The following is a 21,557-nucleotide window of genomic DNA, read 5'->3' on the forward strand; positions in this document are numbered from 1 at the left end:
TAGCGCAACTACTACCTTTAGATTACATTGCTTTTTTAGCAACGTCAACTATAATTTATCAAATATCGAAACTTGCTTATTTCACTTTTAGAAACCATGTTATTATATTTGCGTAATTAGCAACGAAAGGAGCGCTTAATATGTCTGATACTTCTTTGATTAGAAGAATTATAAATCTAAGAGAATCAAATAACTGGACACAAGTAGAATTAGGAAGAAAACTTAATTTGGACAAATCAGCGATGAATAAAATTGAAAATGGCACAAGAAAAGTCTCTACTAACGAGCTAGAAAAAATCGCTGACGTCTTTACTGTTTCTACTGATTATCTATTAGGAAGAGAAAATAAAGAATATGATTTACCTGAAAGTAAAAGCCAGACCGTAGCCAAGCATATGGGAGATAGTGTTTCAGAAGATGAAATGGAAGATATCTTGGATTATATTGAGTTTATTAAACAAAAACGGAAGAAACAGTAATGGTATTAGGTTAGTTTTATTGATACATTTCGTTTATATAAAAAAAGATTTTATTTTATTTTTTCGAACTTATCATAAAAAAATATTTTTGTTTTCTTGCCAGAGAATGGGGAGCTATTTATACTTTTAAGCAAAATAAAAATTCCTCTCATAGTAATCAAAAATTTACGCTAAGATTACTATGGCAGGAATACACTACTTTTGTTATGAAATGATCAGTTCTTCTATTCTTGTTCTCTTTGAAAATATCTCATACCAAAATGTATCTCTAAGGAGTTAATAAAACCTTGCCAATATTCTTTCCAGCTTCTAAAAATTCATGAGCATCTTTGCCGTTTCTTAATCTAAAAATAGTTGGTTCACTAATGGTAATTTGACCATCTACAAAATATTGAAATAATCGTTTGCTTCTTTCTTCTCTTTCTTCGTAGCTTGTCAAATAATCCCATAAGTCTCCAGTTAAGATACTTTTTGATTTTGTAAGTAGTTCAATTAAATTAACTTGAGGCGGTGTACCCCCTGCCATACCGAAAAGAACAACTTTACCTCTATTTTTAGTCAAATCAATACTCTGCTGAACAGTAATGCCTACACCATCATAAACAGTATCAAAGGAATTTTGAACATCGTTAAACCATTCCTCTTCTTTTAAAAATACTTCCCTTGCCCCTTGCTTCAATGCAGTTTCTTGTTTTTCTATTGAAGAAGTAAGCCCGTAGACATCAACACCGTCTGCTCCCAATATTTGAGATAGAATTTGACCAACTCCACCGCTAATCCCGTAGATAAAGGCTTTATCTCCTCTCACATTTTGCCCCAAATCATTGGCTAAAAATTCGGCAGTTAAACCTTGCAGACCTATACTAGCTGCCAGCTTTATATTCATATTTTTGGGTATTTTTATAATATTTTCCTTTGGTACTGATACCAGTTCTGCATTAGCGAAAGGAACATCCACAAACAAAATATCTTCCCCTATAGAGCAACTTTTAATATTTTTTCCTATTTTAACAACTTCTCCAACGCCTTCATAACCATTGATATATGGAGGAGAATGATCCTCTATGTGATAATCGCCTCTTCTTCTATAAATATCCGCAAAACTTACTCCAATATATTTTGTTTTAATAACTAAAACTTGAAAGTTCAAAAATACAGTTCATCCCTTGATAAATAAACGTTTTTTGATACAAAAATAGCATGAACCACTCAAATCCTGGTATAATAGAATCAACGAAAAACCACTAACCAAGGAGTGTTCATGCCATGTCAATTATAACACAAACAACGCCAAACTCAGAAAAAATTTCTACCTCTGTGTCTGATTTTTTTCATCAGTTCCATGTAGCTTCTGCTCTTAAAAAATCGAATGCCGTGCACAGGAAGGGTTTCTCCGTTTCTGTTATTTTTTCGTTCCTATTAGCTTCGATCTTTACCAACGGTTCTACCTATCGGTTTTACCAAAAGCAGAAGGAACAATTGTCTTTTTCGGATAAGACCTTTCGCAATGTCTTGAATGATCCGCACACTCATTGGCAAAAATTACTGATCTTAGTGGCTAAATCCGTCATTACTTTCCTACGTCCATTGACGGATGATGCCCGAAAGACCACATTTATCGTGGATGACTCCATGTATTCTCGCTTGAATGCGAAAAAAGTGGAGTGTGCCGCTTTACAATACGACCATGCCAAGAAAAAATATTTCAAAGGATTTCGTTATTTACAATTAGGCTGGAGTGATGGCAACAGCTTTGTCCCCGTCGCTTTTTCCTTGCTCTCCGGGAAAAGAAAGCTCCAATCTGATCTTGATATCGGGGATCAACGCACGAATAGGGGGAAACGTAAAGCTCAAGCGCTTCGTAAAGGTACGGAAGTGACACTGGAACTGCTTCGATCGGCTTTGAACCAAGGGATCCATGCGGATTATGTCTTATTCGATACTTGGTTTTCCAGTCCCAAAATGTTCCAACAGATCCGTGACCTGAAATGCCACTGCGTAGCGATGGTTAAACGTAGTCAAAAGATCTACTACCGTTATCAAGGCCAAAAGATGGATGTCAAAGAAATCTTCAAACGAAACAAGAAACGCCGCGGTCGTTCTCGCTATCTTTTGAGTGTCCAAGTAGAAGCTGTCGTAGAAGGGAAAATCCTTCCCATTAAGTTGGTATATATTCGCAATCGCAATAAACGAAACGACTATTTGGTCTTAGCTTCGACCGATATCGATCTGACCGAAGACGAGATCATTCAGCTCTATGCTAGACGCTGGTCGGTGGAAGTCTACTTCAAGATGTGCAAACAATACTTAAAATTAGCCAAGTACCAAGGGATTTCTTATGACGGGATCTTTGCGCATACGACACTGGTAGCTATCGGTTATATGATCCTAGCGGTGCAAGAACGTGAAAGTAAAGACGACCGAACGCTTGGCGAGTTATTTTATCTTCTCATTGATGAGCTTTCTGAGCTTTCTGTATCGGAAGCCATTCTGCAATTACTCGTTTTATTCCAAGAAGCTTTTGCGGATGAATATGTTTTGGATGAAGCCGTATTAAATAACATTATCGAACAGTTCCTTGAAAAACTACCTTCCTCTATACAAAAACAGCTCAAGCAAGCAGGTTGAAGTTAATTTTGTGCATGAGATCCTTGGTATACCAAGGGATACGTATCGAAAAGTAGGTTTCAAGTTTTAGTTAATAAGTACTTCATTTTCATTAATTTGTGGTTCAGCAACTTCTCCATACTGTAATACTGAAGAATCACCAAATTCATTAAAATATAGTGCTTTCATAATTTGTTTTTCTCCTTTTTCTTATAATTCACTCTTTATTTAAATACAAGTTTGTCTTGATTAATTAAACCCCTTTTTTAAACAACATAAATGAATAACCAAATGGGAAAAGATCTACTACAACAATTGGGTTATTAGAAACCATCTTTGTTGTAAGAATGCGTTTAAAATAAATATTAGTCCACTAATAATCAACTAGCCATGCGGTTTGTTTGATTCCAATTCTCTTTACTATTTAGCTTCCAAAGAATTCTGATTCCATTTCACTACTACTAGCAGGTTTTTCCCTCCAAATAATGCACGTTAATTTCTACTTTGATATCTCATATTTATTGTATTCATATTCGTAATATTAGAATTAAAAAAACAGGAAACGTTATAATTTCCCGCTTCTAAAGATTGTAACAACTTACCTGTTTAATGAAAGAATTTAACCTAGCATGCTTTTTTATATTAAGTTTATTTTAATAAGCAAATTGCTAATTTGCTGCCATTTTGTTTTCTGTTAACCTCATATGATCTCTTATAATTTCTCCATCATCTGTAGGTTTGTAATCGACAATATAAACTGTCCCACTGATTACCTTATCAATAGTCACTGTTGCATCCTTCATTCCTTCCATGTGATCAGCTGGAATAACAGTATTTTCTAATTTCTGCTGCACTCCCCATTTATGATATGCAACTTTTTTTATATCACAACCTTATCTAAAAAAGTTGATTTAAGATTTCTTAAAAGAACAATTTTAGGCAGCTGCTTTTTTCACTGTTTCTGGTTGAGAATTACTTGCTTTAGTTTTCGTCCTCACTGGTTTAAAGCCTTTCAAATTGTAGTACATTGAATAGTACGGAAACTGAGCTTAAACTCATGGCCGCTCCGGAAAACATTGGATTTAGTAGCAGGCCGCCAAATAAGTGTAGAATACCCAACGCAATTGGTACATCCATCAAATCACTACGCATTAATACAATATCCGCTGATTCGATTGCTACGTCCGTGCCTGATCCAATCGCAACACCTACGTCTTATTGTGTTAGAACAGGCGCGTCATTGATACCATCACCGACCATAGCTATATGAAGTCCTTCATTTTGTAATTTTTGCACTTCGTTAGCTTTGTCTTCGGGTAGAACTTCACTGAATACGCGATCAATCCCCACTTGCTTAGCAATGACTTCAGCCGTTTTTGTATTATCTTCTGTGATCATCGCAACTTGCAAGCCCATATTATGCAATTTATCAGTCGCTGCGATACTATTTCCTTTTACTGTATCGGCAACTGCAATAATGCCAATCAAACAATTATCCTCTGTAATAAATATTGGGGTTTTTCCCTCATTAGCTAACTGGTCAGTAACTTCTTTATCAATCTTAACCTGAACAGTTTTTTTATCTTTTATACTCATGATAAAACGCCCTTATCAATAACATTATCATTAAAAAAGGAGTCAGACAGCAAAAATTCCCATCTGACCGTTTCTTTTTCATAGCTTTGTCGTATCATAGGAAAGATTTTCGTGAACTGCGTTTTTTTCAACATTAAGGTAGAAGGCGTGTCTCTTACTATCCAAAACAACTAATACAAAATTTATTAAAAGTGGTAGTGTAATAAACCAAATACTATGAACACCGAAAAAGTACCATAACAAATAACTAATTAGCACACCTAAATAAAAATTCACACACGTACCTCCATATAATTTTGCCTTTTCAATTTTTTCTCTTCTTTCGGGATTACCTTGGGACAGCAAAAAATAATCAATGATGGATATTGTGGCCTGTTTTAAGTTATTCGTACAAAAAACGGTAGCACTAGGATACCCTTTTGCGCCTTTGAATATACACCATTGAAATGCTGTTGCAAAAAACACTGGGTAAAGAGCTATAACTGGGTTCATACTAAGAGGGAAAAAACCAATCAAAATGGCAGCAATTAAATCAAAAGAAATAGAAAAATAGCGTAAATCTATCTTAGTTTTTCTTTCCATTATCGTAGCTGATATGATCCCGCCCATAAAAAGTAGCGCAGCTACGATGCGCAACGCGCCTTCTGACATATTTCTGCCTAATATATTTCTTACGACTTCAATTAAATTTGCTGTCTGCGCTTGCCCGAAATTTCCCATACGACTTGTAATTGCATACATGCCAAAAAAGCCGCCGCAAAGAGCAATGATGTAATGAATATATATATCAAGATGCTTCATATTACTAAAAATACTTTTCACCTACAAAATCTCCTTATATCTATCATCTGGTTTTTATATATAATCAAACGCAATTGTATTGTATTAGGTGCTCAATAAAACATTACAATTTTATCACAAATAGCAAAGAAATATAATCTGTTAAGGCCATTAACAGCTACTAGCAATTAAAATAGCTGTTTAGCGGAAAGATTTAGCTATCTTTTAATGATCACTTTTTAAACGTTTCTATATTTTTTATAGAAACTTTTTTTCAAATTCAATCAATTGAATTTTAACTTGATCTAAAGAATCAATGGTAGGATTTTCAAATATTCGAGACCAAGCAGTAATAACATTTCCAAAAAATGCGCCTTTTAGTACATCATAAGGGTCATCCTCACTAGATGGAAAATCAGGAAGTATTTTCAAGGCTTTAAAAAAAATTTGAGATTGAAAATCAGGTTCAGATTTAAGTTTTTTCATTAAATTCATATAATTTACTTTATCTGTATATGAAGCACTATCTAACACTTCAATTACTTTTTGAATCATTTCTTTTAATGTGTAATCTTTTCCTAAAAATTCATCAAGTGTGTCTTTCAATAAGTCATTATTACTTAAAAATAAAATTTCACTTTTCGTTTTAAACATTCTAAATAATGTACTTCGTGAAATATCCGATTCTTGTGCGATTTTTTCCATACTTGTTTTGCTATAACCATTTTCTTCAAATAAACGATCGGCAATTTCAAGAACATGCTTTCTTATATCTTTATCCATTTATTCCCCTCCAAAATATTATAATTGTATTGTATCATAATATTTTTACATTGACACTGAGTTTCACTAAAGGTAAGATATAGTAAAGAAACTCAGTGTCAAATAAATGAAAAAGGATGAGGGATATGGAAAACAAAAAAGTTTTAGTATCTGGAGCTAGTATGGCCGGCCTTACATCAGCGTATTGGTTAAACGAAAATGGTTTTGACGTAACAATTGTTGAAAGGGCAAGCAAAATACGAGGCGGCGGTTATCCTATAGATGTAAGAGGAAGCGCTATAAATATAGTCCAAATGATGGGAATCCATGAAGAATTGAACGCCCAAAATTTAAATAATATGAAGTTTAATATTCTAGATAGTCAAAATAATATCATTTCGAAATTTACAGATGAGTCAATGAAAGACAATAAGGATATTGAAATTCCAAGAGGTGATCTAACTCATGCCCTGTATAAAGCAGTACAGGAGAAAAATATAAAAATTATTTTTAATGACTCTATTAAAACAATAGTCTCTGTGAATAATGGGGTCGAAACTGAATTGGAAAGCGGCATAAAAAAACAATATGATTTAGTGGTTGGAGCAGATGGTATTCATTCCAATACAAGAAAACTAACGTTTGGTAAAGAAGAAAAATTCACCAAATATTTAGGTCATTGTTTTACAGGTTTCACTATGGAAAATTATTTAAATATGCATAAAGAGGCTGTTATCTATTCAGAAGCAGGACGAACAGCTATTATGTATGCTACTGAAAACAAAGAATCAGTGCATGCGTTTCTAGTTTTTAGTGATGAAAAGGAACCTTTTGTTAATCATAGAAATATAGAGAAACATAAAGAATTGGTCAAAAATAAATTTAAAAATATAAGCGGCATTGTTCCAAAATTATTAGAAGCATTAGATAAATCAGAAGAAATATTTTTTGATACTACAACCCAGGTTATCATGGATGATTGGTCAAAAGATAACATTGTTTTAACAGGAGACGCTGCCCACGCCCCTTCTTTTCTAACGGGACAAGGATCAAGTCTGGCAATAATAGGTTCTTATATTTTAGCGAATGAATTAAAAAATAAGAATAATATTGATGATGCACTTTCAAATTACGAAAAAGTTATGAAACCACTCGCAGAAATAAATCAAAAAGCAATTGAAAATGAAGGTTCTTTCATTTTATATCCAAAAAATGAAGAAGAAATGGAAAAAAGAAGTATTATTCTAAAACAACTGGAAAATATGAGCACAGAAGATATGGAAGCTCATGATATGATTGATATAACGAGGGTTATAGAGTACCCAAACTTATCCAATCAATAACTAAGTAGAACTTAGCTTTTTAGACCACATTTTTATTTATAAAATAAAAAAATGCTGAAGTCTTTGTTAAATAAAGACTTCAGCATTCATAAATTACCGTCCCTGAGAGGATTCGAACCTCCGACCTACTGCTTAGGAGGCAGTCGCTCTATCCTGCTGAGCTACAGGGACATATAAAAAAGCCACATCCTATTTTATCGCTTTGCTTGCAAAAGAGCAAGATAATTTCAGCGATAAAATAGGATGTTTTTTAGAAATAATCTTCTAGAATGGGTGCTTGTTGCGGAGTTAATTGACGAATAGTTTCGATAATTTCTTTGTCTATTTCTACTAAATCATAAAATATTAATGTATCAATGGAACAATAACCAAATAATAACTGCGTCAATCGCTGGACACTAGTTTTTAATTGTGGTAACTGGGTTTGGTTAACTTCCTTTTTGACAATATTTGCTTGCTTGTCATTTACAATTTCAAAAGTTCCTTCATTCCAAGAGGCGTAACTGTCCTTTTCAATCGTAACAGCAAAAGACTTTTTAATATCTTTTAAAAGACTTTTATTTAAGAAACTTTCTACATCAACGATTCTAGCCATCATTTCAGGACGGATTTCTGCTTTTCCAACTGGATTATCATTTAAGAAAAACTCTTCATTTTTTGCATAGCCCTTCTCATAAATAATACGTTGCGTCGAGTCTTTGTGTGAACTGATATATCGATTGATTCCTCGATAAGCAGATTCTGTTAAATTTACCCAACGCACACAATTAAAATTACCGTCTTTAATCTCATATACTAGATAACCTTCTGGCCGATCTTCTTCATTATAATAAAGCGCAAAATAATAGCTATGCGAGATATTAAATTTATATTCATACCACCAGTCTTCTCTTAAAAGGCCTCCGTGTTTATGTTTAGAAGAAGCTTGATCAATTTGCTTGATTGCTTCTTTTGCTTGTACCCAAGTCTTTCTTCGTACATATCCTTTAGGCTTTGAACTATCTGGCCAAACTGAACTTTCTAAATCATAACAAATACGTTCAAATGTTAGTTCATATCCATATTTGCGATAAAACGGATAAGAAAAAGGATCAAGGTAGGAAAGCAAAACACCATTTTCATAGCAATCTACCAGCATTTTTTGCATTAATTGATCAATGTTTCCCTGTCCCCGAAATGAAGGATCAGAAGAGACAAAACCTATCCCTGCCATATCAAATAATTGATTATATAGTTGTACCTTTAAAGGTGTAGCAATCATTTGGCTGGCAAGTTCTTGTTCGTTAAACGCAGCATAAACGTTTGAATGGTTAAACAATGTAGTAAAACCTTCTTGATGTTGCTGATCATCTGCAAAACGAAAGGCGTAATGCGCTAATTGATAACTCTCAGTAAAGTTTTCTTCTTGTAATTTTTTAATTGTCACTTACTCACCTCATTTTTATATACTGCTCTAAACATACACGAAATTTAAAAGAAAGCCAAGGTAGTCCATTCTTACACAGCTACCTTAGCCTTTTTTATTCTTCTTCTGCGATTTTTTTCAATGCTTGGTCTACGCCCATTTTTACAAAAGGAATATACATAACTACTGACAAAATTAAGTTAACAGCAGCCAGCACTGCACCAGAAAAACTTTGCGTTGCTAAAAATCCACCAATAACTGGTGGTGTCACCCAAGGTGGCATCACTGTTGAAACAGGGACTAAACCAATGCTTGTCGCAAAGTAAGCAACAGATACTAAGACCATTGGAACGATAATAAACGGAATAAACATAATAGGATTTAATACAATAGGTAAACCAAATAACATGGGTTCATTAATATTGAATAGTCCTGGTGCAACACTCAAGTTGTTTACGACTTTATAAGCTTTATTTCTTCTACCTACAAGATAAATCGCGATAATTAAGCCAAGTGTAGCTCCTGTTCCTCCAAGGTTTACAAAACTATCAATAAAAGGTTTGTTTACAATGTAAGGCGCAACGTCCCCATTTGAAATGGCATTAATATTCGCTTCAATTGCAGGTGCATTGATAGTTTGCATAAATGGATCAATCATATTGGCTCCGTGTAAACCAAAGAACCATAAAAATGGTGTAATAAATGCTAGCAATAAAGCTGACCAATACGTATTCGCCATTCCCATAAATGGTTGTTGTACAGCTTCATAGAATGAATTAATAATATCGTCAAAACCAAAAGCTGCAAAAATTGCTGTAATTAAGCCAAATATACTGATAACAATCATCGCAGGAAGCAAAGCTGCAAATGACTTTGCGACTGCTGGTGGGACACCTTCGGGCATCTTAATAACTAATTTTTCATTTCCGATCAAACGAACAAATAATTCTGTTGAAATAATAGCTACGATAATAGCAACAAACAAACCTGTGCTTGACATGCCTGTCGCACCGCCTAGTGCAAAGAAAGAAGCTACCGAAACAACTCCTGTAGCCACAGGGTCTTTCCCGTAACCCTTGGATAAGTTATGAGCAACTAAATAAGCGATCATAACTGATAGTACTGCAAAAGTACCTTCCCAAACAGAATCGCCAAAGCCTTTCCACGATTCGTTAGCAAAAATTGAATTCATAAATTCTTGAAAACCTGGAATAGGCAAGTTATTGATCATAGTCGCTAAACCACCCAGAATCATTAGTGGCATGGTTACCATAAATGAATCACGAATAGCAACTAACTAACGTTGGGCGCCAATCTTTGAAGCTACGGGTACAAATTTTTCTTCCATAAAACGTACAAATGTATCCATTTTTCTCCTCCTGAAGCTAGCTTTTATTTTTCGTCTAAGCGACGATATAAATCAATGATTTCAGTCGCTAAATCTTTAAAAGCAATAGCTGTCATCAAATGATCTTGTGAGTGTACCGCGAGCAAAGTGACATCCATATGCTCGCCTTGTGCTTCTTTGGTTAACATGCCGGTTTGTGATTCATGGGCTTGGCTCAAGGAAGTATCAGCATCTTTTAGTTTTTGATCCGCTAATTCAAAATCCCCTTTTTTAGCTGCTGCAATAGCTTCCATCGCGTCACTCTTAGCGTTGCCGCCATACATAATTAAACCCATGACCGCTTCCATATTTTCTTGTTCATCCATATAAAATTCCTCCTAATATTTTTCAGGGAGCAAAAGTAGTTTTTTCTCCCTGTCTTGTTAATCATAGGGAATGAGTCTTCAATTTAACCCCCATCTTTTCATCCTCAGGGAGTAAATTTAAAATTCTATCCCTATCTTTAACATTTTTCTTTCTATTTTTTAAAAAAAACCTCGTTTTCCGGCAATTTCAGGGAGTCTTTTAGCAATTCATTCCCTGTCTTTGCATTCTCAGGGAACAAATGTAATTTTTACTCCCTATCTTTCTAATCATAGGGAGTAGATTTCTATTTTTCTCCCTGATCTTTTGTAACGATAGCTATCATTCCATCAAATTAAGTGCTTGTTGTAATACATTTTCACCATTCATCATTCCATAGTCAGACATATTAATGACATCCAATGGAATTCCTTTTGGTGTTAAGCGTTTTTCAAAATCACCCTTCATAAATCGTACTTGTGGGCCTAATAATAGAACATCAACTGAATTAGATTCCAATTTTTGATCCGCTTCTGAAGATGAGCAAGCAAAAATCTCAGCGTCCAATCCTTTATCATCAGCTGCTTTTTGCATTTTTGTTACTAATAAACTAGTGCTCATACCAGCTGAGCAAACTAACATAATTGTTTTTTCTGCCATTTTTTCCACTCCTTAATTTTTATCTTTCAACTTTATATAAGCAATAAACATGCCAATACTAACGAACGCTATTTCCTCACAAGTCAACTTTTTGACTATATAGGTAAGCGTTACACACTAAAGCAAAACTTTACACACTAAATTTGTGTGTAAAGTTTAAAAGGCGTATCGATTTGGTTTTTAATAAAAGCTTCAGTTAAATACGCAATCTCATCATCTGGAATTTGAATATCATAATTTTTCTCTATTGAAATAAAAGAAGTTTTTAAAATATCAGTTTCTAGACGATATTTCTTTTGAAAAACAGCTAAATCAGGAAATTGTCTTTGTATCCCAGCAGTCCGTAATGCTTCTATTAAAAATGCTAAATGAATGACTAAACCTGCTTCTACACTAGGTTCTAAAATAATGTGCAATTGTGTTTGTACTTGCTGAACAAGTGACTTTAGCGTTTCTACCAAAACTGCTAAAGACCCTACGTGTGTAATTGTCCCGTCAAGTGAGTTAACAATAGTATCCGCTGCAATTTCATCTTTAACGATACTTTTTAATACTTTTAGTTTTTGATCGTCAAAAACATCATAAGCGGAAAAGAAAGGAATATTTTGGTATTCAACTTCAACAGTCCCCGCAATGGCTTTTATTTCATACTCCTCTAGCAGTCCATCAATATGTTTTTTAAAAGTTTCTTTTTCAATAAACTGCATTTGTATAATTTCCACTTTTGCTTGATCAACAATTGCCGCGATACGTTCATATAATTTGGCAGCTACACCTTCACCTGTAAAACAAGTGACCACAATCGCTTTTTTATTATCTTTATCCCCGTGTTCATCTTGGAATTGCTCACGTACAATCGTTTCAAAAGAGCTTTGAATGTTTTGATAGATATCTTCTAAGCTTCGTCCTGCTTCTGACATTCGTAATGCTTCAATCACAATCATTGTACTGGTCATAGAAACAGCCTTTGTGCGAATTCCAGTTTCTTCATATAACAATGTTGCAAAGGAATTTAACGACCCCATATCAGTCAACAATAGCAAGCCATTAGAAAACTGCGATTTATTATCTATCACATCATTTAATAATTTTTGATACATTTGATTAACCACTGTATCTAAGGGCATATCCATCGCTACACCACTTGTTGTGCCTAATAACTCTTGAGCGGCAGATAGAATACTCGAAGCAGTAGAATTTCCATGCATCAGCACAATAACCCCCACGTTATTTTGGGGTAGCTGTTCATATTGTCCCAATTGGATAGAAAGAAACATACTGATAAAACCGATTTCATCAAAAGGAATTTCAACTTGTAGTTCTTCTTCAATAGTTGTAGATAGATCTAACGCTAGTTGAAACTCAGACTTCAAATTTTTTCTTACTCGATTTAAATCTGGATGAACGATCGCTTCTCCTTTGTGAATACGATCCAAGGTAAGTTGTAGATGCAGCGCAAAAGCAAAGCGCGCTTTTTCATTGTAACTACGCTCTAGTTTCTTTTCTGCAATATCATATAACTGATTGGTCAAATTCCAAATATTAGAAGCTATCATCCCTCTTTGTGTCGAAGTTTGGGTTAATTCTTTTACATAATTGGCAAAATAAGCCTCTACATCTTTTGCAACCACTTTTTCCAAATCTGTATTATCTACACCTAGCTGATTTAAAGAAGCAAGTTTGTCTTCAATTTCTTGATACACTTCCATATTGCTATCATTATCTTGTGCACTGTTAACTTCTTTACCTTGAGCTTCAAAGGTCAAATAATCGCCTTTTCCCTCAAGAAAATGATCAAGACGTTCTGCTCTTTCTTTTATTTTAAGCATCCCTTTTTGGACTTGTAGCGGACAGTCTTTTTTACGAATAATCAGTTCATCTTGCTCACGTGTACGATAGTGCAAAAATGATTTGGCACACACCAGTTTTACGTCTCGCTTAATCTGTCCGATATTGGCAGGTGCGTCGTATAACATAAAAGCTACAATCGCATCTTTTTCCACTTTAATCGCTCGATTTAAACGGCTGGCCTCTTGCTTAATAAAAAGAGTGATAATTTCATAACGTTCATCTAAAGAACGTTGGGCTAAATCAGGTAAGGTAATCGACATTGGAATTCTACGATTGAAAGTACCTAAAAAAGCGTCTGAAGACTCAGTTGTTGCGCCTATAATCTGCACGGAAGCTTCATATGCTCGGCTGCTTTCACCTAAAGGACGGTATTGCCCCTTATCGATGAAACTAAATAACATTTCTTGGCCTTCTGGCGGCAAACGATGAATTTCATCTAAAAATAAAATACCACCGTCAGCCTCGGCTAAAAGCCCTTTTGTATTCGCATCAGCACCCGTATAGGCTCCTTTTTTCACGCCAAAAATGTGACCAAACAATAGCTGCGGATTTTGCGCGTAATCCGCACAGTTAAAAGATATAAAGGGGGCATCTTGCGCTAAAGCTTTCGCTTGTACAGCAAATTGATACATACATTCCGCAAACATGGTCTTTCCGGTGCCTGTCTGGCCAAAAATAATCGTATGAAGCCCTCTAGGTGGATACAACATTGCTGCCTTGGCTTGCTGGATACTCACTTTTAAAGAAGCATCTGCACCCACCAACCGTTCAAAATCCATTTTTATAGATTCAACTTCTGTTAAGTTGGTTGTAAGAGGATAATACACTACAGGTCGTCCGGTTGATTTTTGAATACTTTTATTTTTTGCTAGCTCGTTTAAATAACGACTTACATTGCTGCGATCGATTTGCAAGCTATCAGCGATCTGCTTAGCTGTCAGTCCGTCAGCATGCTTTTTGACAAATTGTAAAATTTCTTGTTTTCTAGGGTTCATACAACTCCTCCTGTATTTCTAACCTTTATTAGAAGAAGTCTTTTGACTTTTTTTATTGGTTTTTTTCTTACTTTTCTTGGACTTGTTTGCTTGACTCTTAGCTGTTTTCTTTTTCTTTATAGGTTGAGCTTTAGGTTTTTCTGTTGTTAACTGACCTTCATATAAATAGATCTCTTGTAAGGACAGTTCTAAACTTTTAGTGATTTTTTTCAACTGTGGCAAACTATCTTCTTGTACAATAGTAATGACAGCCCCTGTTTTACCCATCCGTCCAATACGACCTGCACGATGCAAATAACTTTCTTTAGAACTCGGAACTTCAGCATTCACGACATAATATAAATCAGCGATATCCAGACCTCTAGAAGCAACATCTGTACTCAATAATTCCGTTAATTGCTGTTTTCGGAATTTTTCTAGTGCTTCTTTACGCGATAGCTTGGATTTATCAGAAGCTAGACTTGCCACCGGCAGTTTATGATATCGTAACTTTTCTTCAGCGCTTCCTAAATCCTGCACCTCATTAAAAAAGATCAACCCTTGAAAATCAGTTAGATGTCCCAACCTTCTCAAAGCGTCCACTTTTCTTCTTGTAGGAAAAACTAAATAATAGTGAGCAACTTGTTGATGACTTTTATCTTCTTTACTTACATCAATAACTGGAAATTCTTGCTGAAATAACTGCTTAATCGCAGGTAAAGCTTTAGTAGCAGTCGCAGAAAAGAAGGCATATTGGCTAGTATTGGGTATGCTTTTAATCACTGTTTGCATAAAGCCCACTGCTTCTTTTTGCAATAATTGATCTGCTTCATCCAAAATAACCGTTTGAATGTTTGCTGCTTTTAATTTTTTTTCTTTTATTAATTCAACTAAACGACCGGGTGTTCCAATTAATACTTCCGGCTTTTTTTTCAATTTTTCTATTTGTCTTTTTTTATTGGCACCGCCAATAAGGCTTTGTACTTGTAAGTTCAAATCCAAAGCCCAAGGTCTTGCAACATCTGCGACCTGAACGCCTAATTCTTGTGAGGGAGTCACAATAAGCAGTTGATTGCCATGTTTAGGCTGCAATTTTAATAGTGTCGGCCAGAGATAAGCCAAGGTCTTGCCAGTACCGGTAGGAGCGACACCCACAAGACTTTTTCCTTGATACAAAGCAGAAAAGACTTTTTCTTGTATCAAACTTGTTTGTTCAAAGCCTTCTTTTTTTATTCTTTCTTGCCAAATTTCTGGTAGAAACTGCTCTTCCATATTTTTCCTCTATTCTTGATCGGCATCGAAAACGACACCTGCTTGTTTTCTTAATTCGTATAATATTTGATTTACATTGCGCGCCAATTCTACCCACTCTTCGTATCTTTCTCCATAAGCCTCATTATCAGGATTTTGTATAATTTCAGCAAAATCTCTTGCCTCTTCTATCATCGGATTTTCTTTAGCAGAAACTTCGATCTCAAGTGGCGCACCATCATCTGTATGCTTATATAGACGTGCTTGATTGATCGAATTTACTGCATCTAACCAAAGCGTACCATCGTCAAAATAAATCTCGGAAGCTAAATGGGCTTCTCCGATTTTACCATGTTGCAAGCACACATCAAAGTTCTCATAACGTAAAATGATCATCCCCAGACCATCGACTCCTGTTTGAATTTTTCGGGCAAAATGATGAACTTCCTTAGGCATGCCAAACCAGCCTAATGCCGCATAAACTAGATAAACGCCTAAATCCGCTAACGAACCAGCCGAAAAATGTGGTGAGAAAATATTAGGTTCTTTTCCTTCTAATACTAAGTCGTAACGAGAAGAATATTTCATATAGCTAAAATTAGCCCCGATAATGTGATTAGGCGTAGGCAAGAATTCTTTCATCTTTTTGAAACTTTCTTCGTGTATATTCCGAGCTGCTTCAAAAAAGAACACCTGATTTTCATTGGCTTGTTTAATAATTGTCGCCATTTCTTTGGGGTTTGAAAAAGCGGGTTTTTCTACAATAATATTTTTACCTGCTGCAATTGCTTGTTGCGCTTGTACAAAGTGCAAACTATTAGGAGAAGCGATATAGATGGTGTCCATTTCTTCTAAGGCAAAAAAGTCTGTCAAGTCATCTTTGTATTCTCTAGTACCCGCATACTCTTTTCCGAATTCCTGAGCTTTTTCTAAAGTTCTAGAATAAACAGCAGTCAACTCATATTCTCCAGTTGCAAGAGCCGCTTGTACAAATTGGTGAGTAATCCAGTTGGTGCCTATAATTCCTAAATGAATCATCGTCATTCCTTCTTTCTTTATTTTATTCAAGTGGGTCACAAAAACTAGCTTCTAAATCAAATGGCACTTCTTTAGTGATTTCAAGCTGTGTAGCATTTACATGACAAGCGTAGCAAAGAAATTGTACGCCTTTTTTTATAGCTGTATCTGCAGTATCTTTTAACTCTGGTTGCATCTTTTCATGAATGGTTGCCACATCAATATTAGCAAACTGTGCAATAAAAACAACATAACAATGCTCACCTTTTTCTTGCGCATGTATTAATTCACGGACATGCTTTAAGCCACGTGCAGTGGGTGCATCAGGAAATGCGCCGACACGTTTATTTTCTAGTGTCATCCCTTTTACTTCAATCAGTCCTTTTTCTTTTTTATCTGTTTCAAAATAAAAATCAATACGGGACTGCCCATATTTTACTTCTCTTTTAACTAAGTTAATATTTCCATTTAAACCTGGTAAAACAATGGTCTGATTGAGCAAAGCACTAAATACTACTTCGTTGGGTGCACTACTATCTATATTATACCAGTGATTTTGCTTTTTTACTGCTATTAAATCATAAGCCGTCTTTCTTTTTGTACTTGGCAAAAAATTTAAAGCAACCACTGCTTCAGGCAACAATACTTCCTTGCCACGTCCTGTATTTTTTACATGCACATCAACGATTTCATTTGATTCTTTTAAACGACAACTCGCAACAAAACGATTTTTCCGTTCCAAAAAATAAGCGAGTTGAATATGTTCATATTTCATTTCATCACCTGCTAGTAAAAGTTTACCATATCTTCCAACTTTCTACGTAAAAATTTCTAAGCGAAATCATCTAATATTTAATAAAAATTTGTTATAATGGACTTAGAAAGAAAAAGAAAGAAGGAGATCGATATGTTAGCAACTATTTTATCTTTACTATCTGTTGCCGGACTCAGTGGAATTTTAACTGCTTTTGCCTTTCTTAGCTATCAGTTACTACAAGAAGAAGCTTTAGAAAAAGCACCCGTTAGACATAATGAACATGATTTGTGAGCTTAAAGTAAATACTTTAAGCTCTTTTTTAATTGAATCTTCCCTTAACTTTTGGTAGAATTCATTTTGATTAAACTAAAGGAGATTCATTCATGAATAAGAAACTTTTTATTCCCTTTGTTATGGGAATTATTTTTTTACTTTTTTCATCAATTTTTACTGCCAATGTTGCGGCCGAAGATTTAGATATTCGAGCCAAAGCAGCAATTTCAGTCGATGCTGACACGGGTAAGATTTTTTATGAACAAAATAGTGACAAAGCTATGGGAATCGCTTCTACCACAAAATTGATTAGCTTATATCTGGTAGAAGATGCAATTCAAAATGGCGAGCTTTCTTGGGACGATGAAGTAGCAATTTCAGACGATGTAGCTGAATTAAGTGAAAACCTCGAACTTTCTAATGTTCCTTTGAGCCAGGATGAGCATTATACAGTACAGGACTTATTTGAAGCTGCTGTTATTGAGTCAGCCAATGCCGCTACGATTGCTTTAGCAGAAAAAGTAGCTGGCTCAGAAGAAAAATTTGTTGAACAAATGCGTCAACAAGTCGAAGATTGGGGTATTATTGATGCTAAAATCGTTAATAGTACAGGGCTTTCCAATGAGTTTTTAGGTGACAATATTTACCCGGGAACTAGCAAGAAAGATGAAAATGAGTTATCAGCACGAGATTTAGCCACTGTTGCTCGAAATTTATTACAAGATTTTCCGGATATTTTAGAGGTTAGTAAAATCCCTGAAAAAGAATTTGGTCAGGGAACTTCTACTCCTTTTGATATGGAAAATTTCAATAAAATGCTGCCAGGCTTACTGGCGGAAAAAGACGGCGTAGATGGATTAAAGACGGGGACAACCGATCTAGCTGGTGCTTGTTTTGTAGGAACAATCGAAAAGGATGGACAACGAATCATTACTGTGGTTTTAAATGCAATAGATCATGATGATATCGAAAATGAATCTGCTCGTTTTGATGAAACCAGCAAGCTAATGGACTATACATTTGACCATTGGAAACAAGAAACATTATTGACTGATAATGATCGAATTCCTGATTTAGCTTCAGTTGATGTTCCTCAAGGAAAGAAACAAACACTGCCAGTAGCCGTACAAGATGAGATCAAACTATGGTTGCCTAGCGATAAAACAACTGAGGATGTTTCCTATCAAAGTTCTCTAAACAACAACGAAGTACAGGCGCCGGTAAAAGCAGGAACTGATATTGGTAATGTGCAAGCTCAGGTTGAAGATGACGATTTAGGTTATTTGAATAATGAAGAAGCTAAAAAAAGCTCCAACAGTGCTATTATCACAACTGAAGGAACAGAAAAAGCCAATATTTTTACCACAACTTGGCGAAATATCAAAAACTTTTTTAATAATTAATCATTGAATTGAGCGGCCTATTACTAGAGGTCGTTCATTTTTTTATGAATAAAAAAGGACAGAAGCTTTTATCAAGCGCTGCCCTTTTCATGTTTATAAAAATTTAACGGGAAAATACAGTTCAACTTCTCCTGCTGCAAATTCTGGTAGATAATGTTCTTGAATAGCACCTACTAGTTGGTAATCTTCGCCAGGTAAAATTTCCTCAAACATTTTTTGCGTCATAAGTTCAAGATTAGGCGCGTCAGTTTTGACAACTAGATATTCCATTGCTGGCAATTCCCAGTATTGCCAACCTTCAGGTACTTGAATATCTGCAGGCAATTCAATACCAGCTAGATATTTACCTTGTTCTTGCCAAGGTTCGAGCCAATTTTTGCTATCTGACATTAAGCCCCATAAATCGGCTTCTTCAGCTTCCTTATCGATAAATGTATCTAATTCATCTAAATCTTGGTATACTGCTTTCCAAAGTTCAGATACCCAATTTGTTCCGTCTTCTGCTGGTCCTTGTCCTTCCTTGCCGACCACAACAAAAGCTGGTTTTGCTGTTTGGATAACTTCTCCAAGTTCCAAATAATCATCTCCTTCTTTTTTCTTCTCTTTATTGTAACGAATTTTTGAGAATTGAGCGAATATTAAAGGTATATCGTTAAAAAATTTGCTATACTATGGCTATAAGGAGTGAAATTTATGAATTTTTGGTATGTCCCCTGGTTTATATTGCCTTATTTACTGCTCGCATTTATCCTTGTAAAACAACATAAAAAAAGCAATAGTTCCAATCTTTTTTTTAAATTTATCTACTGGTCCTTTTTTTATTTATTTATTTACTTAGGAATTACAGAAATACAGGATAAAAGTTATTTTTTTACCATTCCTGCCTTATTTTTTGTTCTTTTTTCTTGGATGTACCATCGCGAAAAAGCACGAGTACTCAACGGTTTCCTGTTGAATTTATTTATAGCTAGCTTTGGCATTTATTTACTTTATAATTTTTTAATTACACAAGATGTGATCGTTTTTGCCCTTATATTTTTAGTAGGAGTATTCGTTGTGCTTGTTGGTTTATTTGGTTTTGTCGGACTGATGATTTTATTTTACTGGAATGCTTTGGTAGTCATCAAACGTGAATCACACTCATTGGCAAATCTATTAACCTTGATTTTAGCGGTCGTAATGACAATATGGCTGATCTATGATTCATTCATCGCTAAAATGTTACCAGACTGGGCATCTATCTTATTGTCTATTTTACCTATGATGTTCTTTTACTTTGTTTTTGCCTTTTTGAATTTTCTTAGTGCTTCACTTTTATATCAGTTTAATCAACCAAGTTATGATCAGGATTTTATTATCGTTTTAGGGGCAGGGCTAATTCAAGGAACAAAGGTTTCTCCTTTACTGGCAAATCGTATTCATAAAGCCATTGATTTTTATTACCAACAGCGCAAATACACACGCCACTTGGTTAAATTCATTATGTCTGGCGGACAAGGTCCCGATGAAAAAACCGCTGAAGCTATAGCAATGAAAGATTATGCCTTACAACAAGGTATTCCAGAAGATGATATTTTAATTGAAACAAATTCGACAACAACACTGGAAAATATGCAATATTCTAAAGAAATTATCGATCGCGCAGATATACAAGCGCCTAAAGTCATCTTTTCCTCCAATAATTACCATATTTTTCGTGCAGGGATCTTTGCAAGGATGGCTCATCTAAAAGCAGAAGGTATCGGCGCAAAAACAGCATTCTATTATCTTCCGAATGCTTTTTTACGTGAATTTATTGCGATCATTGCCATGAAACGAAAATTACATTTTACCATCATTAGCTTACTTGCTTCAGTTTTATTATTGCTATCTATTATAGCGCATTTTGTTTCGTAATTTATACTCTATTATTGGAGGTTACTTTGGTGGAGTTGCCTCCAATCTGCAAATCTGCGAGTTATTGGGGGCAACTTCCTCGATGTCCCTCCAATCCACGAGTTATTGGTGGCAACTTTTTCGATGTCCCTCCAATCTGCGAGTTATTGGTGGTAACTTTCTCAATGTCCCTCCAATCCGCGAATTATTGGGAGCAAGTTTGCAGAATTGCCTCCAATCTTTTCTATATTGGTGGCAAGTTGGGTAGAGTTGCCTCTAATAAAACGAAAAAAACTTGGGTTGATTTTTCAAACCCAAGTTTTTTCTATACTGATTGTTTTTTCTTAAATGTAGTGTTCCAACGGTGTTTAATACGTTCACTCATTGGAAGACTTGCTTCTTGTACAGCGCAATATTTATCAACCATTGTCACGATATAACTTTCTTTATAACGTGGAGGTGCGATAGTTGCGCCAAACATATGCTTAATAATGATATCTTTTTCCATATCATTTAATTCAGTTAATTTTTCAGCGTTTTTACAAGCGATGCGTGGATGTACATAAGCATGCGTTCCTTCATCAAACTTGGTTGTACGCCAGTCATAATAAAACAAGTCATGTAGCAATCCAGCACGAGCACAAGCTTTAGCGTCACCATTAAATCTTTTTGCTAATTTATAACTATTGTAAGAAACGCTAATGGAATGTTCTAAACGAGTTGAATGTCTGTGTTGCACAAACTCTCCTAATTTTTGAACTTCTTGTGTTTCAAGCAAATCTTCTACATATGATACATATTCCGGATCTTCTTGCCAAGCTATTTTCATATAAA

19 protein-coding genes, 1 tRNA gene and 3 pseudogenes are annotated in these 21,557 nt (G+C 35.0%); 6 read left to right on the forward strand and 17 right to left on the reverse strand.

Features of this window, described 5'->3' with window-relative positions:
- Positions 1–140: 140 nt before the first annotated feature.
- A complete protein-coding gene (locus AC806_RS06465; RefSeq protein ID WP_014125031.1) occupies positions 141–479 on the forward strand; it encodes a helix-turn-helix domain-containing protein in 339 nt (112 codons plus the stop codon).
- Between the two features lie 268 nt (positions 480–747).
- Here AC806_RS06465 and AC806_RS06470 read toward each other — a convergent pair whose 3' ends face one another.
- Entirely contained in the window at positions 748–1,629 is an 882-nt protein-coding gene (locus AC806_RS06470; RefSeq protein ID WP_014125032.1) for a zinc-binding dehydrogenase, read from the reverse strand.
- A gap of 116 nt (positions 1,630–1,745) precedes the next feature.
- On the opposite strand from AC806_RS06470, the gene AC806_RS06475 reads away from it, so the two are divergent.
- Positions 1,746–3,107, forward strand: coding sequence for an IS4 family transposase (locus AC806_RS06475; RefSeq protein ID WP_014125033.1), 1,362 nt, complete (start codon positions 1,746–1,748; stop codon positions 3,105–3,107).
- Positions 3,108–3,179: 72 nt separating this feature from the next.
- Here the strand turns inward: AC806_RS06475 and AC806_RS12130 are convergent.
- From AC806_RS12130 to AC806_RS06495, 5 genes and pseudogenes are all read right to left on the reverse strand, one after another.
- Positions 3,180–3,275 (reverse strand): annotated as a pseudogene (locus tag AC806_RS12130) (alcohol dehydrogenase); the annotation flags it as partial.
- Between the two features lie 479 nt (positions 3,276–3,754).
- Entirely contained in the window at positions 3,755–3,940 is a 186-nt protein-coding gene (locus tag AC806_RS06480; protein ID WP_014125035.1) for a DUF1541 domain-containing protein, read from the reverse strand.
- An 81-nt stretch (positions 3,941–4,021) separates the two neighbouring features.
- A pseudogene (locus AC806_RS11740) lies at positions 4,022–4,682 on the reverse strand (HAD-IC family P-type ATPase); the annotation flags it as partial.
- Positions 4,683–4,760: 78 nt separating this feature from the next.
- On the reverse strand, positions 4,761–5,504 hold the full coding sequence (locus tag AC806_RS06490) for a YoaK family protein (protein ID WP_069029009.1): 744 nt from the start codon (positions 5,502–5,504) through the stop codon (positions 4,761–4,763).
- 216 nt (positions 5,505–5,720) lie between these two features.
- Positions 5,721–6,245, reverse strand: a complete 525-nt coding sequence (locus AC806_RS06495; RefSeq protein WP_069029010.1) for a TetR/AcrR family transcriptional regulator — start codon at positions 6,243–6,245, stop codon at positions 5,721–5,723.
- A 125-nt stretch (positions 6,246–6,370) separates the two neighbouring features.
- Here AC806_RS06495 and AC806_RS06500 point away from each other — a divergent pair, with 125 nt between their 5' ends.
- Positions 6,371–7,567 (forward strand): FAD-dependent monooxygenase, encoded by a 1,197-nt coding sequence (locus AC806_RS06500; RefSeq protein WP_069029011.1) that lies wholly within the window; start codon positions 6,371–6,373, stop codon positions 7,565–7,567.
- 97 nt (positions 7,568–7,664) lie between these two features.
- Here the strand turns inward: AC806_RS06500 and AC806_RS06505 are convergent.
- The 9 genes and pseudogenes from AC806_RS06505 to sfsA form a co-directional block, all read right to left on the reverse strand.
- Positions 7,665–7,738: transfer RNA gene (locus AC806_RS06505), tRNA-Arg, on the reverse strand.
- Positions 7,739–7,817: 79 nt separating this feature from the next.
- On the reverse strand, positions 7,818–8,993 hold the full coding sequence (locus AC806_RS06510; protein ID WP_014125041.1) for a GNAT family N-acetyltransferase: 1,176 nt from the start codon (positions 8,991–8,993) through the stop codon (positions 7,818–7,820).
- A gap of 94 nt (positions 8,994–9,087) precedes the next feature.
- Positions 9,088–10,341, reverse strand: a pseudogene (locus AC806_RS06515) (PTS sugar transporter subunit IIC).
- Positions 10,342–10,364: 23 nt separating this feature from the next.
- A complete protein-coding gene (locus tag AC806_RS06520; protein ID WP_014125043.1) occupies positions 10,365–10,685 on the reverse strand; it encodes a PTS lactose/cellobiose transporter subunit IIA in 321 nt (106 codons plus the stop codon).
- A gap of 319 nt (positions 10,686–11,004) precedes the next feature.
- Positions 11,005–11,322: a PTS sugar transporter subunit IIB gene (locus AC806_RS06525; protein ID WP_014125044.1), complete on the reverse strand. Its 318-nt coding sequence runs from the start codon at positions 11,320–11,322 to the stop codon at positions 11,005–11,007.
- A gap of 137 nt (positions 11,323–11,459) precedes the next feature.
- Positions 11,460–14,168, reverse strand: a complete 2,709-nt coding sequence (locus tag AC806_RS06530) for a sigma 54-interacting transcriptional regulator (RefSeq protein ID WP_069029012.1) — start codon at positions 14,166–14,168, stop codon at positions 11,460–11,462.
- A gap of 18 nt (positions 14,169–14,186) precedes the next feature.
- Positions 14,187–15,419 (reverse strand): DEAD/DEAH box helicase, encoded by a 1,233-nt coding sequence (locus tag AC806_RS06535; RefSeq protein ID WP_069029013.1) that lies wholly within the window; start codon positions 15,417–15,419, stop codon positions 14,187–14,189.
- Between the two features lie 9 nt (positions 15,420–15,428).
- Positions 15,429–16,436 carry a Gfo/Idh/MocA family protein gene (locus AC806_RS06540; RefSeq protein WP_014125047.1) on the reverse strand — a complete coding sequence of 336 codons (1,008 nt, stop codon included), beginning with the start codon at positions 16,434–16,436 and terminating at the stop codon, positions 15,429–15,431.
- Between the two features lie 22 nt (positions 16,437–16,458).
- A complete protein-coding gene (sfsA, locus tag AC806_RS06545) occupies positions 16,459–17,190 on the reverse strand; it encodes a DNA/RNA nuclease SfsA (protein ID WP_069029014.1) in 732 nt (243 codons plus the stop codon).
- Positions 17,191–17,322: 132 nt separating this feature from the next.
- Here sfsA and AC806_RS11870 point away from each other — a divergent pair, with 132 nt between their 5' ends.
- Entirely contained in the window at positions 17,323–17,463 is a 141-nt protein-coding gene (locus AC806_RS11870; protein WP_155982960.1) for a hypothetical protein, read from the forward strand.
- A gap of 92 nt (positions 17,464–17,555) precedes the next feature.
- A complete protein-coding gene (locus AC806_RS06550) occupies positions 17,556–18,848 on the forward strand; it encodes a serine hydrolase (RefSeq protein WP_014125049.1) in 1,293 nt (430 codons plus the stop codon).
- A 93-nt stretch (positions 18,849–18,941) separates the two neighbouring features.
- Here AC806_RS06550 and AC806_RS06555 read toward each other — a convergent pair whose 3' ends face one another.
- On the reverse strand, positions 18,942–19,424 hold the full coding sequence (locus AC806_RS06555) for a GyrI-like domain-containing protein (RefSeq protein WP_061840844.1): 483 nt from the start codon (positions 19,422–19,424) through the stop codon (positions 18,942–18,944).
- Between the two features lie 117 nt (positions 19,425–19,541).
- Here AC806_RS06555 and AC806_RS06560 point away from each other — a divergent pair, with 117 nt between their 5' ends.
- Complete coding sequence (locus AC806_RS06560) at positions 19,542–20,744, forward strand: YdcF family protein (RefSeq protein WP_069029015.1); 1,203 nt, start codon at positions 19,542–19,544, stop codon at positions 20,742–20,744.
- A 304-nt stretch (positions 20,745–21,048) separates the two neighbouring features.
- On the opposite strand, the gene AC806_RS06565 is transcribed toward AC806_RS06560, so the two are convergent.
- The gene (locus AC806_RS06565; RefSeq protein ID WP_061840846.1) at positions 21,049–21,552 is read right to left on the reverse strand and encodes an HD domain-containing protein; all 504 of its coding nucleotides are present in this window, start codon (positions 21,550–21,552) and stop codon (positions 21,049–21,051) included.
- Positions 21,553–21,557 lie beyond the last annotated feature (5 nt).

It is taken from the genome of Tetragenococcus halophilus (assembly GCF_001712815.1).
GTDB classification, from domain to species: domain Bacteria; phylum Bacillota; class Bacilli; order Lactobacillales; family Enterococcaceae; genus Tetragenococcus; species Tetragenococcus halophilus.

Bases quoted from the DNA above. Each gene is read 5' to 3' on its own strand.
- AC806_RS06465 (WP_014125031.1), top strand. From the start codon at position 141: ATGTCTGATACTTCTTTGATTAGAAGAATTATAAATCTAAGAGAATCA.
- AC806_RS06475 (WP_014125033.1), top strand. From the start codon at position 1,746: ATGTCAATTATAACACAAACAACGCCAAACTCAGAAAAAATTTCTACC.
- AC806_RS06495 (WP_069029010.1), bottom strand. From the start codon at position 6,245: ATGGATAAAGATATAAGAAAGCATGTTCTTGAAATTGCCGATCGTTTA.
- AC806_RS06500 (WP_069029011.1), top strand. From the start codon at position 6,371: ATGGAAAACAAAAAAGTTTTAGTATCTGGAGCTAGTATGGCCGGCCTT.
- AC806_RS06520 (WP_014125043.1), bottom strand. From the start codon at position 10,685: ATGGATGAACAAGAAAATATGGAAGCGGTCATGGGTTTAATTATGTAT.
- AC806_RS06525 (WP_014125044.1), bottom strand. From the start codon at position 11,322: ATGGCAGAAAAAACAATTATGTTAGTTTGCTCAGCTGGTATGAGCACT.
- AC806_RS06530 (WP_069029012.1), bottom strand. From the start codon at position 14,168: ATGAACCCTAGAAAACAAGAAATTTTACAATTTGTCAAAAAGCATGCT.
- AC806_RS06535 (WP_069029013.1), bottom strand. From the start codon at position 15,419: ATGGAAGAGCAGTTTCTACCAGAAATTTGGCAAGAAAGAATAAAAAAA.
- AC806_RS06540 (WP_014125047.1), bottom strand. From the start codon at position 16,436: ATGATTCATTTAGGAATTATAGGCACCAACTGGATTACTCACCAATTT.
- sfsA (WP_069029014.1), bottom strand. From the start codon at position 17,190: ATGAAATATGAACATATTCAACTCGCTTATTTTTTGGAACGGAAAAAT.
- AC806_RS11870 (WP_155982960.1), top strand. From the start codon at position 17,323: ATGTTAGCAACTATTTTATCTTTACTATCTGTTGCCGGACTCAGTGGA.
- AC806_RS06550 (WP_014125049.1), top strand. From the start codon at position 17,556: ATGAATAAGAAACTTTTTATTCCCTTTGTTATGGGAATTATTTTTTTA.
- AC806_RS06560 (WP_069029015.1), top strand. From the start codon at position 19,542: ATGAATTTTTGGTATGTCCCCTGGTTTATATTGCCTTATTTACTGCTC.
- AC806_RS06565 (WP_061840846.1), bottom strand. From the start codon at position 21,552: ATGAAAATAGCTTGGCAAGAAGATCCGGAATATGTATCATATGTAGAA.